General features: G+C 63.8%; 23 protein-coding genes and 1 pseudogene. 13 read left to right on the top strand and 11 right to left on the bottom strand.

What is annotated here, in order from left to right; genetic code table 11:
- Positions 1 to 7 precede the first annotated feature (7 nt).
- From HLG70_RS07935 to HLG70_RS07925, 3 genes are read right to left on the bottom strand one after another with little or no spacing between them, the layout of a single operon-like run.
- The gene (locus tag HLG70_RS07935; protein ID WP_171662300.1) at positions 8 to 1,483 is read right to left on the bottom strand and encodes an NAD-dependent succinate-semialdehyde dehydrogenase; all 1,476 of its coding nucleotides are present in this window, start codon (positions 1,481 to 1,483) and stop codon (positions 8 to 10) included.
- Between the two features lie 26 nt (positions 1,484 to 1,509).
- Positions 1,510 to 3,033, bottom strand: a complete 1,524-nt coding sequence (locus HLG70_RS07930; RefSeq protein WP_171662301.1) for a UxaA family hydrolase — start codon at positions 3,031 to 3,033, stop codon at positions 1,510 to 1,512.
- 7 nt (positions 3,034 to 3,040) lie between these two features.
- Complete coding sequence (locus tag HLG70_RS07925; RefSeq protein WP_171662302.1) at positions 3,041 to 4,045, bottom strand: tripartite tricarboxylate transporter substrate binding protein; 1,005 nt, start codon at positions 4,043 to 4,045, stop codon at positions 3,041 to 3,043.
- A gap of 143 nt (positions 4,046 to 4,188) precedes the next feature.
- Between HLG70_RS07925 and HLG70_RS07920 the strand changes: the two genes are divergently transcribed.
- From HLG70_RS07920 to HLG70_RS07895, 6 genes are all read left to right on the top strand, one after another.
- The gene (locus HLG70_RS07920) at positions 4,189 to 5,136 is read left to right on the top strand and encodes a LysR substrate-binding domain-containing protein (protein WP_171662303.1); all 948 of its coding nucleotides are present in this window, start codon (positions 4,189 to 4,191) and stop codon (positions 5,134 to 5,136) included.
- A 3-nt stretch (positions 5,137 to 5,139) separates the two neighbouring features.
- A complete protein-coding gene (locus HLG70_RS07915; protein ID WP_171662304.1) occupies positions 5,140 to 5,769 on the top strand; it encodes an NAD-dependent dehydratase in 630 nt (209 codons plus the stop codon).
- Between the two features lie 117 nt (positions 5,770 to 5,886).
- Positions 5,887 to 6,348, top strand: a complete 462-nt coding sequence (locus HLG70_RS07910; RefSeq protein WP_250157084.1) for a DUF2946 family protein — start codon at positions 5,887 to 5,889, stop codon at positions 6,346 to 6,348.
- Between the two features lie 75 nt (positions 6,349 to 6,423).
- On the top strand, positions 6,424 to 7,839 hold the full coding sequence (locus tag HLG70_RS07905) for a PepSY-associated TM helix domain-containing protein (RefSeq protein ID WP_171662306.1): 1,416 nt from the start codon (positions 6,424 to 6,426) through the stop codon (positions 7,837 to 7,839).
- Positions 7,840 to 7,950: 111 nt separating this feature from the next.
- Positions 7,951 to 8,358 (top strand): DUF2946 family protein, encoded by a 408-nt coding sequence (locus HLG70_RS07900; RefSeq protein ID WP_171662307.1) that lies wholly within the window; start codon positions 7,951 to 7,953, stop codon positions 8,356 to 8,358.
- Positions 8,359 to 8,560: 202 nt separating this feature from the next.
- The gene (locus HLG70_RS07895; protein ID WP_171662308.1) at positions 8,561 to 10,621 is read left to right on the top strand and encodes a TonB-dependent copper receptor; all 2,061 of its coding nucleotides are present in this window, start codon (positions 8,561 to 8,563) and stop codon (positions 10,619 to 10,621) included.
- A 79-nt stretch (positions 10,622 to 10,700) separates the two neighbouring features.
- Here the strand turns inward: HLG70_RS07895 and HLG70_RS07890 are convergent, their stop codons facing one another.
- On the bottom strand, positions 10,701 to 11,015 hold the full coding sequence (locus tag HLG70_RS07890) for a hypothetical protein (protein ID WP_250157083.1): 315 nt from the start codon (positions 11,013 to 11,015) through the stop codon (positions 10,701 to 10,703).
- Positions 11,016 to 11,172: 157 nt separating this feature from the next.
- Positions 11,173 to 11,847, bottom strand: a complete 675-nt coding sequence (locus HLG70_RS07885) for an SOS response-associated peptidase (protein WP_171662309.1) — start codon at positions 11,845 to 11,847, stop codon at positions 11,173 to 11,175.
- A 180-nt stretch (positions 11,848 to 12,027) separates the two neighbouring features.
- Here HLG70_RS07885 and HLG70_RS07880 point away from each other — a divergent pair, with 180 nt between their 5' ends.
- Positions 12,028 to 12,228, top strand: coding sequence for a hypothetical protein (locus HLG70_RS07880; protein WP_171662310.1), 201 nt, complete (start codon positions 12,028 to 12,030; stop codon positions 12,226 to 12,228).
- Positions 12,229 to 12,259: 31 nt separating this feature from the next.
- Here HLG70_RS07880 and HLG70_RS07875 read toward each other — a convergent pair whose 3' ends face one another.
- Together HLG70_RS07875 and ppk2 are read right to left on the bottom strand one after the other, a co-directional pair.
- Positions 12,260 to 12,514, bottom strand: coding sequence for an RNA-binding protein (locus HLG70_RS07875; RefSeq protein ID WP_171662311.1), 255 nt, complete (start codon positions 12,512 to 12,514; stop codon positions 12,260 to 12,262).
- 17 nt (positions 12,515 to 12,531) lie between these two features.
- On the bottom strand, positions 12,532 to 13,353 hold the full coding sequence (gene ppk2 / locus HLG70_RS07870) for a polyphosphate kinase 2 (protein ID WP_171662312.1): 822 nt from the start codon (positions 13,351 to 13,353) through the stop codon (positions 12,532 to 12,534).
- Between the two features lie 486 nt (positions 13,354 to 13,839).
- Between ppk2 and HLG70_RS07865 the strand changes: the two genes are divergently transcribed.
- The 6 genes from HLG70_RS07865 (at position 13,840) to HLG70_RS07840 (ending at position 20,907) form a co-directional block, all read left to right on the top strand.
- Positions 13,840 to 14,232 (top strand): PRC-barrel domain-containing protein, encoded by a 393-nt coding sequence (locus HLG70_RS07865; RefSeq protein WP_171662313.1) that lies wholly within the window; start codon positions 13,840 to 13,842, stop codon positions 14,230 to 14,232.
- A 34-nt stretch (positions 14,233 to 14,266) separates the two neighbouring features.
- Positions 14,267 to 15,202 (top strand): Ku protein, encoded by a 936-nt coding sequence (locus HLG70_RS07860; RefSeq protein WP_171662314.1) that lies wholly within the window; start codon positions 14,267 to 14,269, stop codon positions 15,200 to 15,202.
- A 2-nt stretch (positions 15,203 to 15,204) separates the two neighbouring features.
- Positions 15,205 to 17,736 carry a DNA ligase D gene (ligD, locus tag HLG70_RS07855; RefSeq protein ID WP_171662315.1) on the top strand — a complete coding sequence of 844 codons (2,532 nt, stop codon included), beginning with the start codon at positions 15,205 to 15,207 and terminating at the stop codon, positions 17,734 to 17,736.
- 158 nt (positions 17,737 to 17,894) lie between these two features.
- The gene (locus tag HLG70_RS07850) at positions 17,895 to 18,413 is read left to right on the top strand and encodes a cytochrome b (protein ID WP_171662316.1); all 519 of its coding nucleotides are present in this window, start codon (positions 17,895 to 17,897) and stop codon (positions 18,411 to 18,413) included.
- A gap of 129 nt (positions 18,414 to 18,542) precedes the next feature.
- Entirely contained in the window at positions 18,543 to 19,982 is a 1,440-nt protein-coding gene (locus HLG70_RS07845; RefSeq protein WP_171662317.1) for an NAD-dependent succinate-semialdehyde dehydrogenase, read from the top strand.
- 349 nt (positions 19,983 to 20,331) lie between these two features.
- Positions 20,332 to 20,907: a class I SAM-dependent methyltransferase gene (locus HLG70_RS07840; protein WP_250157082.1), complete on the top strand. Its 576-nt coding sequence runs from the start codon at positions 20,332 to 20,334 to the stop codon at positions 20,905 to 20,907.
- Between the two features lie 46 nt (positions 20,908 to 20,953).
- On the opposite strand, the gene HLG70_RS07835 is transcribed toward HLG70_RS07840, so the two are convergent.
- The 4 genes and pseudogenes from HLG70_RS07835 to HLG70_RS07820 all read right to left on the bottom strand — a co-directional run bounded on the left by HLG70_RS07835 (position 20,954) and on the right by HLG70_RS07820 (position 24,302).
- Positions 20,954 to 21,709, bottom strand: a complete 756-nt coding sequence (locus tag HLG70_RS07835; protein ID WP_213697166.1) for a LysR substrate-binding domain-containing protein — start codon at positions 21,707 to 21,709, stop codon at positions 20,954 to 20,956.
- A 36-nt stretch (positions 21,710 to 21,745) separates the two neighbouring features.
- Positions 21,746 to 21,841 (bottom strand): annotated as a pseudogene (locus HLG70_RS29735) (LysR family transcriptional regulator); the annotation flags it as partial.
- An 82-nt stretch (positions 21,842 to 21,923) separates the two neighbouring features.
- The gene (locus tag HLG70_RS07825; protein WP_171662319.1) at positions 21,924 to 22,085 is read right to left on the bottom strand and encodes a hypothetical protein; all 162 of its coding nucleotides are present in this window, start codon (positions 22,083 to 22,085) and stop codon (positions 21,924 to 21,926) included.
- A 402-nt stretch (positions 22,086 to 22,487) separates the two neighbouring features.
- Positions 22,488 to 24,302, bottom strand: a complete 1,815-nt coding sequence (locus HLG70_RS07820; protein ID WP_171662320.1) for a GGDEF domain-containing protein — start codon at positions 24,300 to 24,302, stop codon at positions 22,488 to 22,490.
- Positions 24,303 to 24,305 lie beyond the last annotated feature (3 nt).

The following is a 24,305-nucleotide window of genomic DNA, read 5'->3' as shown; positions in this document are numbered from 1 at the left end:
TTCGGACTCAGCCCAGCTGGCCCTGGCACAGGTACTTGGTGTGCAGATAATCGTCCAGTCCATAGGACGACCCTTCGCGCCCGTATCCGGACTCCTTCACGCCCCCGAAGGGCGCGGCCTCGGAAGCGATGGCGCCTTCATTGATGCCGACAATGCCGGTCTCGAGCGCCTGGGCCACGCGCCAGATCCGCCGCGTGTCGCTGGAATAGAAGTAAGCGGCCAGGCCGAAGGGTGTGTCATTGGCGTGGCCGATGACTTCTTCCTCGGACGTGAAACGGAAAACCGGCGCCACCGGGCCGAAGGTCTCTTCGCAGGACAGCGCCATCGCGGGCGTGGCGCCCGACAGCACCGTGGGCGCGTAGTAATGCGGACCATCCGCCGCGCGCATCCGCTGTCCGCCGGTCTCGACGCGGGCGCCTCGCTCAACGGCGTCGCGGACATGGCGGTCTATCTTGTCGACCGCGCGCGCATTGATCATCGGGCCGATCTGCGAGCCCTCCTCGGTGGCAGGGCCGACCCGCAGCGCCGCCACTCGCTTGACCAGCCGCGCGACAAACTCATCATGCGCGCCGGCCTGCACGTAAATGCGATTGGGGCAGACGCAGGTCTGGCCGCCGTTGCGGAACTTCGAGGCCATCAAGCCTTCCACGGCGGCGTCCAGGTCGGCGTCGTCGAACACGATGAAGGGCGCATTGCCACCCAGTTCCAGCGACAGCTTCTTCAAGGTGTCCGCCGACTCGCGGGCCAGATGCTTGCCTACTGGCGTGGACCCGGTGAAGGTGATCTTGCGCACCCGGCTGTCGGCCAGCCACGCATCCACCACGGCTGGCGTGTTCCGCCGTGAGGCCGTCACCAGGTTCAGCACGCCGGCGGGCAGGCCCGCCTGTTGCGCCAGATAGGCCAGCGCCAGCGCGGTCAGCGGGGTGTCCTCGGCGGGCTTGGCGACCACGGTGCAGCCGGCGGCCAGGGCGGGCGCGATCTTGCGCGCGATCATCGCCAGCGGGAAATTCCACGGAGTGATGGCGGCGACCACGCCCACCGGCTCCTTCAAAACCATCATGCGCCGGCCGGGCACGGCGGCGTTGAGGATGTCGCCGCGGATGCGGTTCGCTTCCTCGGCGAACCACTCCACGTAGGACGCGCCGTAAAGCACCTCGCCGCGGCTTTCGGCCAGCGGCTTGCCTTGCTCGGCGGATATCAGGCGCGCCAGGTCTTCCTGATGGCGCAGGATCTCGGCGTGCCAGCGCTTGAGGAACCGCGCGCGTTCCGGCGCGGGGCGGCCGCTCCAGGCGGGAAAGGCCGCGTGCGCCGCGTCGGCGGCGGCGCGCGCATCGGCGGCGCCACTGTCGGGCACATGCGCAAAGACCGTGTCCTGCGCCGGATTGCTCACCGGCAGGCGGGCCTCGGACTGCGCCGGCCGCCATTGCGAGGCAATCAGATTCTGGTCGCGCAACAGCGCGGGATGGGCGAGCGTGGAATGCATGGGGTAGGGGATCCAGAGTGTTGGGGTCAGCTGACAATGCCCAGATGCCAGGGCACGAACTCGTGGTTGCCCAGGCCCAGCGCTTCGCTCTTGGTGGGTTCGCCGGAGGCCGCGCGCAGGATGTGCTCGAAGATGCGCTGTCCCATCTGGGCGATGTCCAGTTCGCCATCCAGCACCGCGCCGCAATTGATGTCCATGTCTTCCTCCAGGCGGGCGTACATGGCGCTGTTGCTGGCCAGCTTGAGCGTGGGCGCCGGCTTGGACCCGAACATGGAACCGCGGCCGGTGGTAAAGCAGATCAGGTTGGCGCCGCTGGCGATCTGGCCGGTGACGGCCACCGGGTCATAGCCCGGCGAATCCATGAAGACCAGTCCGGAACGGTCGATGGGCTCGGCGTATTCGTACACGGCCTGCAGCGGCGTGGTGCCGCCCTTCATGGCGGAACCCAGGGACTTTTCAAAGATGTTGGCCAGGCCGCCTTGCTGGTTGCCATGGCCGACCACGCCATTGAATTGCGCGTTGTGGCCGGCCGTGTATTTTTCCCACCATGCCAGGCGGTCCAGCAGCTTCTGGCCAACTTCCGGGGTGACGGCGCGGCGGGTCAGCATGTATTCCACGCCGTGGATCTCGGGCGTTTCGGACAGGATGGCCGTGCCGCCATGGCGCACCAGGATGTCCATCGCCGCGCCCAGCGCCGGATTGGCCGTGATGGCGGAAAAGCCGTCCGACCCGCCGCACTCCAGGCCTATCTTGAGGTGGCCGGCCGGCAAGGGAACGCGCCGCGCGGCGTTGGCCTGCGGCAGCATCTCCTCGATGGCGCGGATGCCCGCGGCAATGGTTGCGCGCGTGCCGCCGCTGTCCTGCATGACCAGCGTCCGTACCCGCGAGTCCAGGGTCAGGTCCTGGGACTCCACCAGCGAGGCGACCTGATTGCGTTCGCAGCCCAGGCCCACGATCAGCACGCCCGCCAGGTTTGGATGCCGCGCATAGCCCGCCAGCGTGCGGCGCAGCACGTCAAAATGCTCGCTGGGCGAAGACATCCCGCAGCCGCTCGTCTGCGCAAACGCCGCCACGCCGTCCACATGGGGAAAGGCGGCAAGGCGTTCGGGCGTGAAGTGCTCCGCGATATGGTGGATGACCGTCGCGGAGCAATTCACCGAGGCCAGGATGCCGATGAAATTGCGGGTGCCTGCCCGGCCGTCGGCGCGCAGATAGCCCTGGAATGTGGCGCGCTCGGCCTGCGGCAACAACACCACGGGCCGCAAGTCCTGGCAGAACGCGGGGTCGCGCTCGAAGTCGACCAGATCCAGATTGTGCGCGTGCACATGGTCGCCGGGCTCGATGTCGCGGGCCGCCACGCCGATGATGGCGTCGTACTTGCGCACCGGCGTGCCCGCCGGGATGCGACAGGCGGCAATCTTGTGGCCGCCGGGCACCTGGGCGCGCACGCGCAATCCCAGCTCCGGGATGGGCATGCCGATGGCCAGGGCCTGCCTGGCGATCAGCACATTGTCGTTGGCGTGCAGCCGGATCAAGGGGTTGGGGTTCACCGTGGAATCAGCCTTTCTGGAGCATTTCTTTCAGTTTGAGACGCGCGATCAGCGCGGTTTCCTGCGAGTAGACGGAGGCCATATAGGCCTTGTAGTCCGGGCCGTCCAGGTACATCACCGGCGCGTCGATGCGGTCGGCCACCTGCTTGAAGGCATCGCTGTTGACCGCGGCGCGGAAGGCGTCGCGCAGCTTGCGCTCGACGGCGGGGTCCAGCCCCTTGGGCGCGCCTATGCCATTGGGCGCCTCGACCACCACGTCGTAACCCAGCTCCTTCAAGGTGGGCGCGTCCTTGAAGCGCGTTGCTCGCGCCTCGCCCCACGTGGCAAGCAGCCGCAGCTTGCCGGATTCGACGTGCGGCGCCCACGAGCTGGAGTCCGCCAGCAGGTCGATCTGGCCGCCCAGCACATCCTGGAGCGCGGCCGAGCCGCCCTTGTAGGCAATCGCGTTGAACTGTGCGCCGGCCGCCAGCGCGAATTCCTCCATGCCCACATGCGTCGCCCCGCCGATGCCGGCGTGCCCATAGGTCACCTGGCCAGGATGGGCCTTGGCATGCGCGACCACATCCTTCAGCGTCTTGAACGGAGAGCTGGCCAGCACCGCAATGCCAAAGGTCTGGCCCGAGGTGCGGGCAAGATAGGTCAGCTCGTTGCGGGGGTCCAGCTGCAGCAGGCCCAGTTGCGAAAAGCGCGCCACCGATATCGGAATCTGGCCGATGGTGTAGCCATCGGGCTGAGCCTGCGACAGCGTCTTCGTGCCGATCATGCCCGAGGCGCCTGCGCGGTTCTCCACGACGATGGACTGGCCCAGCACGCCGGAGGCGACCTGGCACAGCGCCCGCATCGACTGGTCCGCCGTGCCGCCGACGGGCCACGGACAGATGAAAGTGATGGGCCGCAGCGGATAGTCGGCCGCGCGCGCCGCGTAGGGCGCCAGCAAACCGGCCACGCCGGCGCAGGCGGCGCCGGCCAGCAGCCTGCGCCGCTGCAGATCAGGGGTAGGGGTGGGCTTCATGGGATTGTCTCCAGATGTCGTTTTTTTTAGGGGCGCCGGACAGACTACTGGCGGCCCGTGCTTATTCTCATGGGCTTATACATAACAATCCAATAAAATAGAATCATCTATTGATAATGTATTTGGTATGTATTGAGTCTCACATGGCGCATCTGGACCGGGTCTTTCGCTCCAACCTCAAGCTACGGCACCTGCAACTGGTGGTCGCGCTGGATGAATTCCGCCACCTGGGCCGCACGGCCGAATTCCTGGCGGTCAGCCAGCCCGCCGTGTCGCGCATGCTGGTGGAAGTCGAATCCATGCTGGGCTTCACACTGTTCGACCGCTCCGTCCGCGGCACCGAACCCACGGCCGCGGGCGAATCGGTGGTGCGTTTCGCCCGCGGCGTGCTGGCGCAATACGAACGCACGCGGGATGAGATCGACGCGGCCGCGAGCGGGGCGGCCGGCAAGACGCGGGTGGGATCCATGGCGGTCGCCATGCCCGTGCTGCTGGCCCAAGCCGTCCAGGCGCTCAAGGCGCGTTCAGCGCGCGCCACGGTGCAGATCGAAGAAGGAGACCTGACCCACCTGTTGCCCAAGCTGCGCCTGGGCGAGCTGGACCTGTTTGTCGGGCGGCTGGAGCCGGGCTATGCGGCGCCCGATCTTTCGACCGAAGCCTTGTTCGAAGAACCCATGGTGGCCGTCGCCGGCCCCGCAAGCCCGGTCGCCGGCATGGCGGCGCCGGGATGGGCCGACCTGGCTGCCTTGCCTTGCATCATGCCGCCGCCGTGGGCGTCGCTGCGCGTAAAGCTTGAACAGCAATTCCACCGCCACGGGGTGCAGCCTTCCGCCGACCTGATGGAGACATCGTCCTATCTGGCCACGCTCACCTTCCTGGGGGAGCGCGGCGCGGTGGGTTTCCTGGCGAAGTCGGCCGCGCAAAGCTTTGAGCGCCAGGGCCTGTGCAAGATACTGGACCTGCCGCTGTCCCTGGACCTGCCGCCGGTGGGCATCATCACCATGCGGGAGGGCCGGCTGTCGGCCAGCAGTCTGCAGTTGATGGAATGCCTGCGCGAGGCCGCGCAGGCGGCACGCCCAACCCAGGAGTGAACGATGAAACTGCTATTGGTGGGAGCAACCGGACTGGTCGGGCATCATGTTCTGGACATGGCGCTGGCCGACCCCAGGGTGGACTCGCTGACTGCGCCAACCCGCCGCAAACTGCCGGTGCATGAAAAATTGCTGGCGCCCGTCGTGGATTTCGAACAATTGCCCGAAGATGCCGACTGGTGGCGGGTTGATGCCGTCATTTGCGCGCTCGGCACCACGATGCGCCTGGCCGGCACGCCCGCGGCCTTCAGACGGGTGGATCATGACTATCCGCTGGCAGTCGCCGGGCTGGCCCAGCGCGCCGGCGCGGCCACCTATGTGCTGAATTCGGCGATCGGCGCCGATCCGTCCTCGCGCTTTTTCTACAACCGGACCAAGGGCGAACTGGAGCGGGATCTGGCCAACCAGGGATTTGCGTCGCTGACGTTCGTGCGACCAGGCCTCATCGGCGGCCACCGGGAGGAATTCCGTCCGGGCGAACGCGCATTGACCGTCGCGCTGAGGCTGGCCGGGCCCGTGCTGCCACGGCGCTGGCGGCTCAACCCCGCACCCGCGATCGCCAGGGCGCTGCTCGAGGCTGCCGTCGATCCGAAACCGGGCGTGCATGTGATCAGCGCCGAACAGCTGGCTTGATGGCGCCGGGTCCCGCCGCTTGCGAACGCAGCCGGATCGCCGCGGGCCACGGCGCGGCGGGGCAACGCGTAAAATGCGCGCTTGGCGCCGGAATCCGCCGTCGCCAGGAATGAGCGCATGCGCACCGGATTGTCCTGTCCATCCCCTCGCTATGCTTGCGCCGCCACGATAGGGCGGCTGTTGCTGCTGCTTTTGCTGGTGGCGCGCGCCTGGGTGCCCGTGGGCTACATGCCCGACGCGAACGCCCTCAAGCATGGCCGCCTGGCCCTGGGATTCTGCGCGGCCGGTGGAGGCTCGTTCACGGGCCTGCGCGCGTTGGCCGGCAAGTCCGCACATGCCGATCCGCATCACGGACATCATGGGCAGGGCGGCCAGCCCGCGGAAAGCGGCGCCGGGCAGGAGTGCCCCTTCGGGCTGAGCGCGCATCAGGTGCTGGACCTGCCGCCCTTGCTGGCGCTGGCGCCCGTGCTCCTGCGCTGGTTTGCCCAGGCGCCGCCGATGGCGGACAGCCCGCGTCCCCCCATGCCGGCCGCCGGCCCGCCGCTGGGGCAGCGCGCTCCGCCTCGAATCCCCGGATGACTTCCGTCGCCGTGCGCGCCCGGCGCGCACGAATGCCGCCCGTTCCTGGCGGCGTCCGTCGTATTCGAGACCCTCATGTCCACTCAAATCCTGGATACCCCCGCCGCGTCCGCGCGCGCGCGGTCCGCGGGCGGCAGCGCCTTGCTCGCCCTGATCACCCGGCTGCATTTCTACATCGGACTGTTCGTCGGCCCCTTCATCCTGGTCGCGGCGGTGACCGGCACGCTGTTCGTGCTGACGCCGCAAATCGAGAACCTGCTCTACGCCGAACAGCTGCGGACGGCCTCGACCGGCCCGTTCCAGCCGCTGGCCAGCCAGGTCGAGGCCGCGCAAAGCCGCATAGGCCCCGGACCGCGCCTGTTCGCGCTGCGGCCCGCGCCCGGGCCCGGCGACACCACCCGCGTGATGTTCACGCAACCCGGACTGGGCGACTCCGAAAGCCGCGCACTGTTCGTGGACCCCGTCACCCTGGAGATCAAGGGCGACATGATCGTCTACGGCACCAGCGGCACGCTGCCTTTCCGGACAACGCTGGACTATCTGCATCGCAACCTGATGCTGGGCGAAGTGGGCCGCAACTACAGTGAACTGGCCGCCTCCTGGCTCTGGCTGGCGACGCTGGGCGGGCTGGTGCTGTGGTTTGCCAAGCGCGGCCGGGACAATGCCCGCCTGGCGCGCAGCCCGCGCCTGCGCGCCAGGCGCTGGCACGGCTTGCTGGGGCTGTGGGTAGGCATCGGCCTGCTGTTCCTGTCCGCCACCGGACTGACCTGGTCCAGCTGGGCGGGCGCGCGCGTGGATCAGTTGCGGGCCCAACTGGGCTGGATCACGCCGTCGGTATCCATGAAACTTCCAGGATCGGCCGGCCCTGCGGCGGCCGGAGGCGAGCATGCCCATCACCATGGCGGCATGCAGGAGCACGCTGCCATGGCGCCGGCCCCGCAGAGCGTGGCGGCGGGCTTTGACCGCGTGCTCGATGCCGCCCGGCTGGGCGGCATCGACAGCAGCCAGCTCGAGATCCGGCCGCCTCGCGCGGCCGGTCAGGCCTGGCTGGTACGCGAGGTGGACCGTTCATGGCCCACGCAGGTCGATACCATCGCCGTCGACCCGACCACATTCGCCATTACCAGCCGGGCCGATTTCGACACGTTTCCGCTCATCGCCAAACTGATCCGCTGGGGCGTGGACATGCATATGGGCATCCTCTTCGGATGGCCCAACCAGCTGCTGATGGCCGCCATCGGCATGGCGCTGACGGCCATGATCATCCTGGGCTACCGGATGTGGTGGCTGCGCCGGCCGGCCGCCGGGGCTGCGCCGCAGACGCTCACGCACGCCTGGCGCGAACTGTCCTGGCCCGGCCGCATCCTGGCGGCGGGCGCGGCGCTGGCGCTGGGCTGGTGCCTGCCGGTGATGGGAGCAAGCCTGCTCGTCTTCGTGGCGGTGGACGTGTTGCGATGGCGCCTGGGCAGCCCCGCGCGCAGCGGCAATTGATCTGCATCAACGAGCAGCGCAGATAGGGGCGGGAAGCCGGGCCGGCTGGCGTGGTTCCCGTCAGATCCGCCCAGCCATGGTGCTACCATCTGCGCCGACAAGGGGATGTTGATGCACACATGCGCCACTGCTGGGAGACGATGGGTCGCGCTGCTCGCGGCGGCCCTGTTCGTCTTTCAGGCATTGATCGCATCCTCCGCCGTGGCGGCGCCTCGCGCCGTCGCCGGCAACGCGGGCGCCACCACCATCATCTGCACGGCGAGCGGCCCGCGCGTCGTCACGCTGGACATCGAAGGCGCAAAGCAGGGCGCGGAGCAGCACAGCGGCGCCTTGCCGCATTGCTGCGCGGCCGGCTGCGCCATGCTCGGGGGCGCCACGCTCCCCGCACTATGGCTGCTGGCCTGGCTGCTTCCCGCGCAGGCGCAACCCGACGCGGCGCCGCCCGCCGTCATCACCCATTTCTCCAGTGCGCTCGCGCGATTGCCGCAGCAATCGCGCGCTCCGCCTTTCTTCGCCTGACGTTCTTCCCCTAAGCGTCATCGGTTTGCATCGCGCGCCGCCCATCCCGGGCGGGCCCGGTGCCGTCCTCCAGTGGAAATCCTCCTCGTCGCGACCGGCATGGCCCCGTCCCGGGCTTTGTGCCGGAGTGCGCATGCGCGGCGGCGTTTCCGCGGGACACCGGATTACCCATTCAACGATCCAAGATGGTCGAGATCCCGATATGTGCAAGAAACAGGAATTCCTACGCATGACCTGCCTGGCAGCCGCAATGGCCGCCTCGTTCCCCGCCTGGTCGCAAAGCGCCGCCGATGGCGTCGCCACGCTGGACCCGGTCGTGATCATGGGTGTGGCGCCCAGCGCGCCGCTGACATTCACGACGGACCCGAAGATTCCCCGCCAGCCGCTGCCGGCCAGCGACGGCACGGACTACCTCAAGACGATTCCCGGCTTTTCGGCGATACGCAACGGCGGCACCAATGGCGACCCGGTGCTGCGCGGCATGTTTGGCTCGCGCCTGAACATCCTGACCAACGGCACGTCCATGCCCGGCGCCTGCCCGGCGCGCATGGACGCGCCCAGCTCCTATATTTCTCCGGAGAACTTTGACCAGCTCACCGTTATCAAGGGCCCGCAGACCGTGCTGTGGGGCCCGGGCGCATCCGCGGGCACGATCCGGTTCGACCGCGACACGCCCCGGTTTACCGAGGCCGGCGTTCGTTTCGACGGCAGCCTGGTGGGCGGATCGTTCGGCCGCAACGACCAGACGGCGGACCTGACCATAGGTAATGAAAAGGTCTACACCCGCGTCACCGCCAACCATTCCCACTCCCAGGACTACAAGGATGGAGACGGCAACACCGTGCCCTCGCGTTGGGACAAGTGGAATGCCGACGTCGCGCTGGGCTTCACGCCGGACGCCGACACGCTGTATGAACTGACCGCCGGCACGGGGGACGGCGAGGCGCGCTATGCCGGGCGCGGCATGGACGGCTCGCAGTTCAAGCGCGAGAGCTTTGGCCTGCGCTTTGAAAAACGCAACATCGGCACGGTGCTGAACAAGGTCGAAGCGCAGCTCTACTACAACTACGCCGACCACGTGATGGATAACTTCACGCTGCGCGCGCCGGACCGCATGAGCGCCATGCCGATGGCCATGGCAGCCGATGTGGATCGCGCCACCTGGGGCGGGCGGTTTGCCAGCACCTGGGACCTGTCCCAGGACCTCAGCCTGGTCACCGGGCTGGACTTCCAGCAGAGCCGCCACCGTTCCCGCAGCGGCACGGACACCGCGTCGTACCGCAGCCAGCCCTGGGTGAAGGACGCCGATTTCTCCAATACCGGGCTGTTTGGCGAGCTGACCTGGCGCGCGGGCCCGGACAGCCGCGTCATTGGCGGCGCGCGCGTGGACTGGGCATCCGCCAAGGACTTCCGCCAGACCGCCGGCGGCATGATGATGCCCATGCCCAATCCCACCGCGAACGAGCGCCGCAGCGATACGCTGCCCAGCGGCTTTCTGCGCTACGAAAAGGACCTGGCGTCACTGCCCGCCACCGTCTATATCGGGCTTGGCCATGTCGAGCGCTTCCCGGATTACTGGGAACTGTTTTCGCCGGACAACGGCCCCGCGGGTTCGGTCAACGCGTTCCAGGGCGTCAAACCCGAAAAAACCACGCAGCTGGATTTCGGCGCCCAGTACAAGACCGAGACCCTGGACGCGTGGTTCTCCGGCTACGCGGGCTATGTCGACGACTTCATCCTGTTCAACTACACGTCGGGCGGCATGATGGGACCGTCGTCCCAGGCCAGCAATGTAGACGCCAGAATATTCGGCGGCGAACTCGGCGCGTCCTACGCCGTCTCTCCGGCCTGGAAGCTGGGCGCCACGCTTGCCTATGCCTGGGGCCAGAATCGCAGCGACGGCCGCGCGATGCCGCAGATTCCGCCGCTGGAAGCCAAGCTCAGCGCGGCCTATGACGACGGCACCTGGTCGGCGGGGGCGCTATGGCGCATCGTCGCGCCGCAAAAACGCTATGCCCTGAATGAAGGCAACGTAGTCGGCAAGGATTTCGGCCCCAGCGCGGGCTTCGGGGTCTTTTCCATCAACGGGGGCTACGTGGTGAACAAGCAGGTCCGGCTGTCGCTGGGCGTGGACAACTTGTTCAACAAAACCTACAGCGAGCACCTGAACCTGGCGGGCAACGCCGGCTTCGGCTACGCCGCCAATACGGGCGTGAACGAACCGGGGCGCAGCGTGTGGGCGCGCGTGAGCGTCAAGTACTGACGGAGTACATCCAGCGGCTGGGGAGGCGTATAAACAAAGGCTTGGGCATGGGATTGAATTCGGACGCGATTCCGTGCCTTCAAGTTGCGATCCACTGCACCCACCAGCCCTGGTAGTACCTGCAGCCGGCGATCTCTTCGAAACCGACAACCATCATGCCCCGATCTGAATTGAAGGTCAGCAACTGCGGCTCAAGCAGGTCGGGTATTGCACTGGGCACTGTGGCGCCGAACTTGGCAAGCGATTCCATGGTCATGCGGGGGACGTGCCGGTTCAAGCCCTGGTGCAACATGGAATACATCTTCACCATGCCCACCACGGCCTGACCGGGATCGCTGTCTCGGCGCCGTTCGCCCAGGTGGTGCGTCCTCACGACGCTGCACAAGAATTGCAAGGGAAATCTCTGACAATACTGTATGAATATACAGTATAAACGAGCCTGGAAGTCGCACAATTAGGCCCCGATTTCGGAACCGTGGTCAGCCGCAGCGACACGGTGGGATGCGCGCGTCACTTGCGGCTACGCAGGATCTCTACGCGCACAAGCCAGGCTAAGACTGCTTGAGTTGCGGCTCGGCGACGAGCCGGTCGGAGGGGAAGGCGACCAGGAAGTCCCGGCTCTGCCCGGCCGTGGCCGTCAGCCATTCGCCATAAGCACCCTCTGGCAGGATCACGACCATCCGCTTTTCCTTCCCGGCCTGGTGATAGTCCCTGAACAGCGGATCATCGTCCGCGTTGATGGTCAGCATGGTGTAGCTGTCCTGCCACTGGCCGGTCGCAAGTCGGTAGCGATCCCACAGGCCGGCGATGCCCAGCGGCGCACCGTCGGAACGGGTGATCCGGGTGGACACTGCCGTGCCGGATCTCCAGTCAGGCTCGAAGATGGCATCAGCCGGGATGATGCAGTGCTGCCCATGTCGCCATGCGTTGCCGAAGGTGAAAGACTTGGGCGCAGTCTCACTACGCGCGTTGAACGTGGAGAGCTTGCCAGCCTTGTCCAAGCTATCCGCAGTCGTCATCGCGCTGATGAGACCCCAACGGCCTGCAGTGGCTTCGCGCTCAGGTACCGCCTCGTCGCCCGAGTCATGCTCTACAGGGCGCCGAATGAAGACACCCTGATACTTGGGCCACATGTCGTACTTTTCGCTAGCTGCGGGTTTCTCCCGAACGCCGAATTTCTTGAGTAGCAGTTCGGCGTCTTTCAGCGTCTGGTAGTGGCTGCACATGAGCCCCCCATGAAGGATCCCAGTGAGTTGGTCCTCCTAACCTGGCGGCATCGTCCGGTAAAGCCCGATCTCTACAAGAAAGGCCTGCGTGATGCTTACGCGTGACGAAACACCAGAGCGCGGCACGATACTTGCTACTTGCGCCGCGCAGGGTCTTTCATCGTTCTCTGGAGAAGCGTCATGGACGAACTCAATTCCACCGCCACCTCTCGGCCTCCCGTGGCGCTTACCAGCGGGGAGCGTTGCGCGCAGCGCACGCTTGCCGCGGCGGAACAACTGCTCAACCCCGCCAGACCGTCGGGCTTGCCGTCCGTGTCTTCCATCGAGGCCGAGCTCGCCAGGTACGTGAAGGAGGCCTATCGGCCACGAACTTACGGATAGGGCGCGCGCCCGAAAGCGCTCGGGCGCACGCTCATTCGATGGGCGCTCTCATGACTAAGGCGGTAATCGTGTGGTTCTTCCAGAACACCTGATGTATCCGCGGCAGCAAGGTATGCAGCTCAGCCTCGGTTGCTGAATTGAACGTAATCAGCACGGCAGGGCGGTTCCCGTCGCTCGGCACACGTTGGATGCGATCGAGCGAGGGAAAGCCATACTTGAGCAGAAACGCCCGGATGTCATCGTCGGAAGTGCTGTCTTCCACGTGATTGATCAGCAGAGCAGCCATGACGGATTCTCCGTAATTCAGAATTTTTCGGGCACGAACCGGAACGGATGGTCGGGCTCGGTATAGCCCTTGGCCTTTTGCCGCTTGGGAAGCTTGATTTTCCCGCGGGGAATGGCCTTGTACGGAATGCTCTCCAGAAGGTGGCTGATGATATTGAGGCGCACCTGCTTCTTGTTGTCGGACCGCCCCACGAACCACGGCGCCACGGCCGTGTCGGTTGCCCGGAACATCGCGTCCCGGGCGCGCGAGTAGTCGTACCAGCGGCTGTAGGAATCAAGATCCATCTTGGTGAGCTTCCAGGTTTTCCGCTCGTCGTTGATGCGCGCCTGCAGCCTGCGGGTCTGCTCTTCCTCGCTGACTTCCAGCCAGTACTTGAACAGGAGAATGCCGGAATCGACCATTACCCGTTCCATCAGGGGCACGCCTTTCAGGAAGATATCCGTCTGCGCTTCCGTGCAGAACCCCATGACCCGTTCCACGCCGGCCCGGTTGTACCAGCTCCGGTCGAAAATAACGACTTCCCCGGCCGCGGGCAGATGCGGCAGGTAGCGCTGCATATACATCTGCGATTTTTCGCGCTCGGTTGGGGCGGTGAGCGCCACCACGCGGAAAACCCGCGGACTCACCCGTTGCGTGATGGCCTTGATCGTTCCTCCTTTTCCAGCCCCGTCGCGGCCTTCAAAGACGACGCAGACCTTCGCGCCTGTTTTCACCACCCAGCCCTGCAGCTTGACCAGTTCGACATGCAGGCGAGCCAGTTCGCTTTCATACTGCTTGTTGGAAAGGGCGCTCTGCTCTGCCGGACCGGTTTTCTTTTCTTGCTTCTTGTCGGCCATCATTGTTCTCCGGAAGTTCCCTGCCGCGAGGTGTAAGCCGGAGCATGCTCCGGCAGTGAATCTGAATATATTGCCGATTTGTACTGTCCTGGTATACGAGTTACCGATGGAATTATGGTGCCGGATCCCCGGCCACACTGGCTCGCCAGCGTCCGGCGTTCGGGCTGGGACCGGCACTTGCTGATCGGATTGACGGCCACCGCCAGGCCGGGCTGAAGCGACATCAGGTGACGACAATGAAACCATCCTCTCCCAGTGAGCCGGCATCTCCTCCGGCCGATCCCGCAACCTCATCCAAACCATTGGCCGCGCCCGTTGGAAAGCCGGCGCCGGATAGCGGCCAGCCGCCAGTCAGGCCCGACGATGCCAGCGAGAATGCGCAGGGCAACGAAATCCGCGAAGAGGACCTTGAGCTGACGGATGCCACGGCGTCCGATCCGTCGCCGGACAACGCAAAGCAAGGTTCCTGAGCCACCAAGGAGATCAGCCATGATCGAGAAAACTGGAACGATAGGATGGGCCGTCTTGTTGGGCGTGCTGTCGAATGTGCCGGGGGCCTGGGCCCAGGGCGCCCCGCAATCGGTAACGGAGGTCCGCGTCGATGTTGCGAAGGTCGACGCCGGTTACCGCGCTTCGAAAATAAGCGGCGCCTCCGTCTATAACGGCAACAAGGAAAAGATCGGCACCGTGGACGACCTCATTCTGGGGCCGCCGGATTGGGTGCCTTATGCAGTGCTTTCGGTGGGAGGCCTTCTAGGGGTCGGGACGCACCTGGTGACGGTGCCTTTGGCGAGCATGCGGGTGGAAGGCGATCAATTCCAGCTGCCGAACGCGTCCAAGGAAACACTGAAAGCGCTGCCGGAATTCAAGTACACCAAGTAGGCCATTCCGGCAGCCGACCCTGAAGGAGGCGGTCATGGCATCAAGAACAATATGGAAAGGGGCAATTTCCTTCGGCCTGGTCCACATCCCGGTCGGGCTGCACACCGCCACGACGGAATCCGGGGTCGATTTCGACTGGCTGGACAAGCGCTCGATGGATCCGGTGGGCTACAAGCGCATCAACAAGCGCACGGGCAAGGAAATCGACAAGGACAATATCGTCAAGGGCGTGGAATACGAGGACGGCCAGTACGTCATCATTTCCCCCGAAGAGATTGCCGACGCCTACCCGCGCACCACGCAGACCATCGAGATCCAGCAATTCGTGGATGCAGCCGGCGTGTCGTTTGTCTATCTGGAGCGGCCCTATTACGTGGCCCCCATCAATAAAGGCCATAAGGTGTACGCCTTGCTGCGCGACACGCTGGCCAAGACGGGCAAAATCGGCATCGCCAAGGTGGTGATCCAGACCAAGCAGCACCTGGCGGCGCTGATTCCTTCGGGCGACGCGCTGGTGCTCAATCTGATGCGCTGGGGCGACGAGGTCAGATCGCACGATGACCTGGATCTGCCGAAGGCCGGCGCCAAGGGCATGAGCCCCAGCGCCAGCGAGTTGAAGATGGCCAGGATGCTGGTGGAGGACATGACCGGCGAGTGGGATCCGGAGCAGTTCAAGGATGAATTCAAGGCCGCCGTGATGGAGCTGGTAGAGAAGAAGGCGCGCGCGGGCAAGACCGAGACGGTCATCACGCCCCAGGAAGAAGCCCCGGCCTATGCCGACAACGTCATAGACCTCACCGAATTGCTGCAACGCAGCCTGAAGGGAGGCAAGGCCGGCGGGAAGGCCTCTTCCGCGGGCGCCAAATCCGGCCCGGGCAGTGGGAAAAAGGCCGCGCCCCGCAAGGTGGCGGCCAAGAAGGCCCCGGCCAAGGCCGCCAAGGCGGCAGGCAGGGCGCGAAAGGCAGCGTGACGATGGCGGACTCGCTAAAGAAATACCGCGAGAAGCGCAATTTCGGCGTGACATCGGAACCCGCGGGCGGCGGCGAGGCCAACGAGGGCGCTCGCGCCTTCGTCATCCAGAAGCACTGGGCCAGCCGGTTGCACTACGACTTCCGGCTGGAACTGGATGGCGCCATGAAGAGCTGGGCCGTGCCCAAAGGGCCCAGCTACGATCCGGCCGTCAAGCGCATGGCCGTGCAGGTCGAAGATCACCCCATTGCCTACAACCAGTTCGAAGGCCAGATTCCAAAAGGCCAGTACGGCGCCGGCAAGGTCATCATCTGGGACGAGGGAAAATGGGAGCCGGTCGGGGATCCGCGCAAGGGCTATCGGGAAGGACACCTGAAGTTCGACCTGCAGGGCGTCAAAATGCAGGGCCGGTGGGCGCTGGTGCGCCTCAAGGGAAAAGAGTCTGAAAAGCAGCCGCCCTGGCTGTTGATAAAGGACAGGGACGATTTTGCCCGGCCCGAGCGCGAGTTCAGCGTCGTGGACGAGATGCCCGACAGCGTGGTCCCCCTGCGGGGTTCAGGGGCTGGCGCGAAACAATCCAAGCGCAGGCAGGCGCCTGCGGCGGACAACGCTGCGGCCGCTCTGCCCGGCGAGGCGGCCGAACTGCCCAAGCTCCTCAAGCCTCAGCTCGCGACATTGGTGGATGCCGTCCCGCGCCACGCCGAGGACTGGCTATATGAGATGAAGTTCGACGGCTATAGGCTGATGATCCGGATCGACGGCGCCGACGTGCGTCTCTACACCCGCAACGGCCATGACTGGAGCGCGAAGCTGCCGCATCTGGTCGAAGCCTTCCGCGAGTTGCCCGCAAAGTCCGCCTGGGTCGACGGGGAGATCGTCATTCTGGACAAGACCGGCGTGCCCAGCTTTCAGGCGCTGCAGAATGCCTTCGACGGCGAACGTACCCAGGACATCATCTTCTATGCCTTCGATCTGCCGTTCATCGGCGGGCGGGATCTGCGGCGCGAGCCCTTGCGCTTGCGGCGGGCGCTGCTGGCGCAACTGATGGAAACCGCGGCGGATGATGAGCGCCTGCGGTTCAGCGAGGCTTTCGACGCGGCGCCCGCCAATCTGGTGGCGTCCGCCTGCAAGATGGGTCTGGAGGGAATCATGGCCAAGCGCCAGTCGGCGCCTTACGTGTCGCGCCGCACGGACAGCTGGGTCAAGGTCAAGTGCGCCCAGCGCCAGGAGTTCGCCATCGTCGGCTACACGGCGCCCAAGGGCGCGCGCGTGGGGCTGGGCGCGCTGCTGCTGGCCGTTCATGAGGCCGACGGAAAACTGCGCTATGCCGGCAAGGTCGGCACCGGATTCGACGACCAGGGCCTGGCCGAACTGCAGAAGCGCCTGGCGCGCATCAAGACGGACGAACGGCCCGTGGCGGGCGGTGGCACGGGCAAGGATGTGCATTGGGTGGCGCCTGAGTTGGTTGCCGAAGTCTCTTTTGGCGGCTGGACCAGCTCTGGCCACATCCGCCATTCGGTATTTCGCGGCTTGCGCCAGGACAAGCCGGTACGAGCGATCTCTCGCGAGAAGGCGGTTCCCGTCGAACAGGTCGAAGCGCAACCGGATCCCGCGCCAGCCGCCTCGCCGGCACGCGCATCGCGCTCCGCTTCGGCGGCGCGCCCGCAGGCCCGCAAGCTCACCAATCCGGATCGCGTCATCGACCCCTCCACGAAGCTCACCAAGCTGGATCTGGCGCGGTATTACGGGCTGATAGCGCCTCTGCTGCTAGAGCACCTGAAGGGCCGACCCGTTTCGTTCTTGCGCGCGCCAGGCGGCATCCAGGAAGAGTTCTTCTTTCAGAAGCACCTGGAGGCCGCCATGCCGGGCGTGAAGGCGCTGCCCGCCAAACTGGACCCCGACCACCCGCCGCTGCTGGAGGTGCCCACTCAGGAAGCCATCATGTCCGCCGTCCAGATGAATGTCGTGGAGTTTCACACCTGGAATGCCGTGAAGACCTCCATCGGCAAACCCGATCGCATGCTGTTTGACCTGGATCCGGGGGAGGGCGTGGAATGGGCGGCGATGCAACAGGCCGCGCACCTCGTGCATGTGCTGCTGCAAGAGATAGGCCTGCAAGCCTGGCTGAAGACCAGCGGCGGAAAGGGCTTGCATGTGGTGGTGCCGCTGCGCAAACAATACGGTTGGGACACGGTCAAGGCGTTTTCGCATGCGATCGTTTCGCACCTGGCCCAAACGCTGCCACAGCTGTTCGTTGCCAAGAGCGGGCCGAAGAATCGGGTCGGCAAGATCTTCGCCGACTACCTGCGCAACGGCTTTGGGGCCACGACGGTGGCGGCGTGGTCGGCGCGCGCCCGGCCGGGCCTGGGGGTTTCCGTGCCGGTGGCATGGGAAGAACTGGAAAAAATCACCGGGGGCGCGCAATGGACCATCGGCAATATCCACGCGCGTCTGGACGCCGGCAATGATCCTTGGTCAGGCTATGCGCCGCAAGCCGCCGGCCGGGCCATGGCCGCGATGGATTTCGAACCGTGACGACAGGCTCGTGCAGCCGGCCCGAAACCGCGTGCGATTGCACTTTGTTGCATGCGGCGCTTCACGCATAGGCAAAATGCTGTCAGCAGCCCAGCGTTGTGCGTAATGGATTCCCAAGGAGTTCCGGCATGCCTGCCTGTCCCACCCAAACGCGAATAATGGACCATCCGGACGGCTACGGAATTGTCAGCCGCAGCCTGCATTGGCTCATGGCGGCGCTGCTCGCCTGGCAATTCACCAGCGCGGCGTCGCGTCAGTTCCTGCCCGATACGCCGATTGAAGATTTCTTCTGGTTTTCGCACACCTCTCTGGGGGTTCTGTTGCTCACCCTGGCGCTGCTGCGCGGCGCGTGGGCGCTGGCAAACGCGCGCCGGCGGCCCAACACCGGCTATATCGCGCGTTTCGGGCACCTGGTCCTGTATGCCCTGATGGTCACAATCCCAACGTTGGGATTGCTGCGCGCGTACGGCAGGGGGCGGGGGTTTTCCCCCTTCGGCATCGAGATCTTCAGCCCCAGGGATCATGAGATCGAAAGCCTGGTCGAGCTCGCCAACAGCTGGCATGGCCTGCTCGGGTGGACGCTGCTGACGCTGGCCGTCGGCCATGCGTTCATGGCGTTCCTGCACCGCAGGGCAGACGGACGGCCCGTCCTGTCCTATATGACCAAAGGGAAGTGAATAGGGCTCCGGCCCCACTTCCCGTAGCCACCCCAAACACTTACGATACTGGCAGGCGCGTAGCAGCCTACGCCGCGCTTGCCCGAATCGACTGGAACGTGACGGCCGCATTTCTACCACGGAGCACCCATGAACGATTACCCAGACACTCTTCTCCTGATTGACAACGAATGGCGCGAGGCCCGAGGCGGCGCGCGTATTGATGTAGTGAATCCCGCCACCGGCCGGAAGATCGGCCAGGTCGCCAGCGCGAAGCGGGAAGATCTCGATCTTGCACTGGCGGCGGCGCAGCGCGGGTTCGAGACGTGGCGGGACACTTCTGCCCATGAGCGTTGCGCCATCATGCGCAAGGCGGCCGCGCTGTTGCGCGAACGCGCGGACTCCGTCGCGCGCCTGCTGACCCAGGAACAGGGCAAGCCCCTGGTTGAAGCGCGCGGCGAGGTACTCGCCGGCGCCGAGATCATCGACTGGTTTGCCAATGAAGCGCTGCGCGTCTACGGCCGCATCGTGCCATCCCGCAATCCGGCGGCGCAGCAACTGGTGATCAAGGAACCTGTCGGTCCCGTCGCGGCGTTCACCCCTTGGAATTTCCCGGTCAACCAGATCGTGCGCAAGCTGGGCGCGGCGCTGGCCACGGGCTGCTCATTCCTGGTGAAGGCGCCCGAAGAGACGCCGGCTTCCCCGGCAGCCTTGCTCAATTGCTTCGTCGACGCCGGCATCCCCAAGGGCGTGCTCGGCCTGGTGTTCGGTTCGCCCGCCGAGATCTCCAGTTATCTGATTCCACACCCGGTGATCCGCAAGGTCACCTTTACCGGCTCCACCCCGGTGGGCAAGGAGCTCGCTGCCCTGGCGGGACGCCACATGAAGCGCGTCACGATGGAACTGGGTGGTCACGCTCCCGTGATCGTTGCCGAGGACGCCGACGTCGAACTGGCCGTGAAGGCTTCCGGCGGGGCGAAATTCCGCAATGCGGGACAGGTTTGCATTTCGCCGACGCGCTTCCTGGTGCACAAGAGTGTCAAGGCGGCATTCGAGCAGGCATTCGTTGCCCATGCAGAAAAACTCAAGCTCGGAGACGGCTTGACCGAAGGCACGACGCTCGGCCCGCTGGCCAATGACCGCCGCCTGGCGGCCATGGACAAGATAGTCAGGAATGCCAGCGAAAAGGGTGCTCGCCTTGCCACTGGCGGCAGTCGGGTTGGCGGCGCCGGCAACTTCTTCGCACCCACCATTCTCACCGACGTGCCTCTCGAGGCCGACATTTTCAACGAAGAACCGTTCGGCCCGATCGCGGCGATTCGCAGTTTTGAAACGCTGGACGAGGCAATTCGTGAAGCGAATCGGCTGCCTTTCGGCTTGGCCGCCTACGGCTTCACGCGGTCGATCAAAACCGTGCACGAACTTTCGCGCCGGCTCGAGGTCGGCATGCTGTGGGTCAATCAGCCCGCCACCCCGTCCGCGGAACTGCCATTCGGCGGGGTGAAGGATTCGGGCTACGGCTCCGAAGGCGGACCGGAGGCGCTTGAGGCCTACCTCGTGACGAAGGCGGTCTCGGTCGTAGGCGTTTAGTATCACGGTGCCCGTTGGGATTCCGCTCTGCTCGGATCCCGTCGGGCACCGGCGTTTCGTCAGTGCGTACGCCTCACGGCAGGGGACTTGCAACTCAAGCTGTCTGGATTGGTGGCGGCCCGGAACTACCATTGGCATCGGTCGGCACTATGCAGGCAGGGGCGTCGGGCTACGAGCGGGCGGTCTATCCGTCTCTATATTTGATAAGGGTGCTTACGCACCGTTGCCGGCACGAGCAGCCAGGCCCAGGTAACTTCTCTTGAGAATTTCGATTTCGGAGATAGAAGCACCAATGCACTCCTCGCCGTCTTACAAAGCCGTTGCCCCGCACAAATCAGCGTCCGCGCCCATGACCTGGCTGCAAGAACGCAAGCAGTTCGTCAAGGCGCTCTTGTCCAACCCCGCGGCCATCGGCGCGGTGGCGCCATCCGGCGCGGCGCTGGCGGCCGCCATTACTGCGTCCATCCAGCCCAAAGCGGCGGGAAAAGTCCTGGAACTGGGCTGTGGAACTGGCGTATTCACGCGCGAGATGCTGCGTAAAGGCGTCGCACCTTCGAGCCTGGTGCTGGTCGAGCAGGATTCAGAGATGAGTTCGAGTTTGCGTACCCAATTCCCGGAAGCCGCGGTACTGCAGGTGTCGGCTCAGGATCTGTCTCGGGCCAGTCATCCGGAACTGGATGGAATAGGGGCGGCCATCTGCGGTCTGCCGTTGCGGAACATGAGCGGGGAGGTCCACCACAAACTGCTGACCGCGGTCTTTGAGGCCATGCATCCTGGTGGATCCATGCACTTCTTCACCTATGGTGTGCGTTGTCCCATATCTTCCAGCGTGCTTGACGAGTGCGGTTTGTTCGCGCGCAGAGTGCGTTTCGTCCCGCTCAATTTACCTCCGGCCTCTGTATATAGCCTGATCCGGCGGCCCTGACGGCCGCGCCGGCGCGGCAAGAATCCGATGCAGGCCCCTTAAATAGTCAGTGGTTCATCAGCGAAAGGGGGGCCGAAGGGGGGAGTACGGTGTCATCCCGTCCAACGACCTGAGACGCCTTCGTCAGGCAATCCAGGAAAAGGTCTAGGGCGGGCTCGCGCTTGCGATGCGCGGAAAAAAAGCAGCCCACCTGGCCATAGGCAAGCTCTTCCCCAACGTCAACTTCCTTGATCATTCCACTGCGCACAAAGTGCCCCGCCACGGTGGACGGCAATAGGGAAAGCGTTCGATTGTCCTGCATCAGGGCGATGTTCGTGAGGATCGAGGCGGATTCGATGAAATCGCCAGGTGGAGCCATTCCCGCCTTGGCAAAGATGTTCTCGGCGGAGTGGCGAAACACGGATTCGCGGGGCGGCAAGATCCAGGGATAGGCATGCATGAGATCCCAGGGCCTGGCAGCTATCGAGTGCAGCGGGTGTTGAGGGCCGGCTACCACCGACAGCCTCTCCTGATAGAGCGGCACGACCGAGAGGTCGCCGACATTGGTTCGCCAGCCCCAGTCGTCAGGGATGCGACCGACAACCATATCAAGCTCCCCAACCTGCAGAACGGATAGCAGCTGGTTCATTTGCCCGACACGCAGTGATACCAGCAAGCTGGGCGCACGCTGTTTGACCAGCTGCAGTGCCTGCGGAATCGCTGACATGGAGGCCGAAGTCAGTGATCCCACGAGAATATATCCGGAAGTGCCCCGGCGATACGCTTCGACGTCGTCGTTCAGCGCCCGCAGGTCCGCGAGCATCGACCGTGCCCGGCGAGAAATAAGTTCACCCAGCTCGGTGGCGGTGACGCCGCGATTTCCGCGCACCAGCAACGGTGCTTGAAAGAAGTACTCCAGCTCCTGAACAATCTTGGTGAGTGACGGCTGGGTGATAGAGATCCGCTCGCGACAATTTGGTCAAAAACGACCAATTGATAGAATTTCACTTTCCGGGCGAGGGAAACTGTGGAGTGTTTCATGACGTTGAAGTCCAGAAAATCGAAAATAAAAAATACTGCTCGAAAGATTGCTTCTGAGAAATGCGACTTCGGATCGGAATCTTCATGCCATAGCCTGCGTCAGGGATGATGTCGGCGATTGGATTTCGCGAGATGGCTTGCATGGCGTTCTCATTCATATTGGTTTTTCCGACAAGGCCGCTATTTGAATTGCGCAATTCTGCGTTGCGCGGTAAATTCCGATAGCCGATTATTTCAAAGTGCTGCGAATGTTTGCTTCGCTTTTTCTATCCAGAAAATTCTAGGTTTTACGGCACATTGCCACTAATTGATAAAACGCATATCTCTATTCAAATTAAGAATATTTGAGGTGGCAATATGCGGCCAAGCCAAGGGGAAGGGCAGAAGGGTGGGGGCGCGACTAACGACCCCATTAAAATTGGACGCGCGGACACCGATGTTTCCGACGGCCCGGGCAGCATTGGCTTCAGCTTTGAGTGGGCACGCCGGGAGCAGGAAGAGGAAGTGCCGAGGGGGCGGCGCAGGGCAGCGGGGCTGACCGAGGCTTGGCTTTCCTGGATCTATACTGTTTCTTCGCCGTTGCTCAGTATTACCCGGTTGCGCCCGTACGCCTTGGCCAAATACAACAACCGGTCTGCCTTTGCAAAAAGAACGCTGGTATTGCATTCTTCATGGAACCGGGATACAGCGACCCCAAAGCTGGCGGTGATATGGAAGCAGCAGCCGGACTCATACACGATTTTGCTGTTTTGAATGGTAAGTCGCAGCCTGTGCGCGATTGCGTCCGCTTCCAATGGGCTGCTTACAAAACAAACCACGCAGAACTCTTCGCCGCCCACTCTGGCCATGATTTCGGTGTTACGGCAATTCTGGCGGCATATTTCGGCTATTGTCGCCAGTGCTGTATCCCCGGCGATATGTCCATACCTATCGTTCACGTCCTTGAAATGATCGACGTCAAAAAGGATGAACGCGAGCAGCTTTCCGGAATCGTTCCATTCTTCGATGCACTCAGCGACTTGTCTTTCGAATGCCCGCCGGTTCAGAAGACCGGTCAGGTGATCGGTTTCGGCTAATTTATGAAGGACTTCTATCAGTGCGTTCCGCTTGATTTCGAGGTCGCGCTTGAAATCAATATGTTCCTTGAGCGAGGACAGCGTGCTGAAGAACTCCCCGGTTACTCCACGATATCTTCCCAGCGGGGGAAACTGGATCGCCGCATCTTCCAGGATGAAGCTGCGAATGATTCTATTGGCGACGCCGAATGGATGAATGATTCGCTTCCAGAAGCCAAGAAGCCCCCATATCAAGGATAGCGAAAGCGCGATGACTGCCAAGGCCGCCAGGATGAACTGGATTTCCAGGAGCGCTTCATGCTCGTCGACTTTCGCCAGAGAATCGCGCAGAAGCTCGTCCTGGAATCTGGCGATGCCTGAAATCGAAGTGGCGTATCGCATGTATATTTCAACAGCGCCGATGTCGGTTTTTGCGGATTCATCCGGCTTCGCAAGCAGGCTGCCAACGTATTCCAGGTTGTCGGCAAAGATTCTGGACGTAACCGAAGACTCTGCGAGATGATGCGGACCTGTCCTGCGAAGCATCGCCATCTCGATCAATTCAAGCGCTTCCTCGATACGTGCCAGGGCGCGCTGGCTATGAGCATGTTCCGTGGCCGATAGTCGCCGGCGTTGAGCCAATGCTGGGAGCACGCTCGATCCGAGCTGCTCTGTACTCTCATACAGGTCCCCCGTGAAGGCAAGCAGGGCCAACTCTCCGCCGAGGTCAATTTCGGTTCTCCATGCGGCGCTGCTCTGATTTGCCACGATGATGCGCATTTCCGGGGTGAGGCGCGCAACTCCCCGGTCGATCGAAATAAGCTGCCGCCCAATTTCAGGATTTCCGGGAGTGCCCTGGTAAAAGTCCGCCTCGTCTCGAACAGCCGAAAGACTGAATACCATCTCTTTGATCTTCTTCTCGTCGTCCAGGCATGATGTACATCGGGATGACGACAACAGGCCCTTGAAATGAGCAATCGCGGAGTCGGTGGCGGTGCGGGCCAGCTGTTGGCCGGGTGAGTCGTGTTCCTTCTTTTCCAACGCAGCCAAAGTCAATGCGCTTTCGCGCATGAGCATTTCGATAGTGCTGAGGCCGGCGCCGATAATACGCAGGCTGCGCCGCGTCTGTTCCTTGTTGATGTAGGAATTCCAGGTCGCACTTACGCAGAAATAAACCACAATGAAGAGCGATATAAGAATCAATGCGGAATAGGCGATAAATTTCTTAACCAATGATCCCGAGGCGTGATTCCTGGCTTCACCCGCCGAGGGTGCCTTGTTGCCAAGACCGTTTGAAGGGGTTTTAAGCGTATGTTCCATACG

It is taken from the genome of Achromobacter deleyi (assembly GCF_013116765.2).
Classification (GTDB): Bacteria; Pseudomonadota; Gammaproteobacteria; order Burkholderiales; family Burkholderiaceae_B; genus Achromobacter; species Achromobacter deleyi_A.
This window is presented reverse-complemented; position numbering and strand designations above follow the sequence as displayed.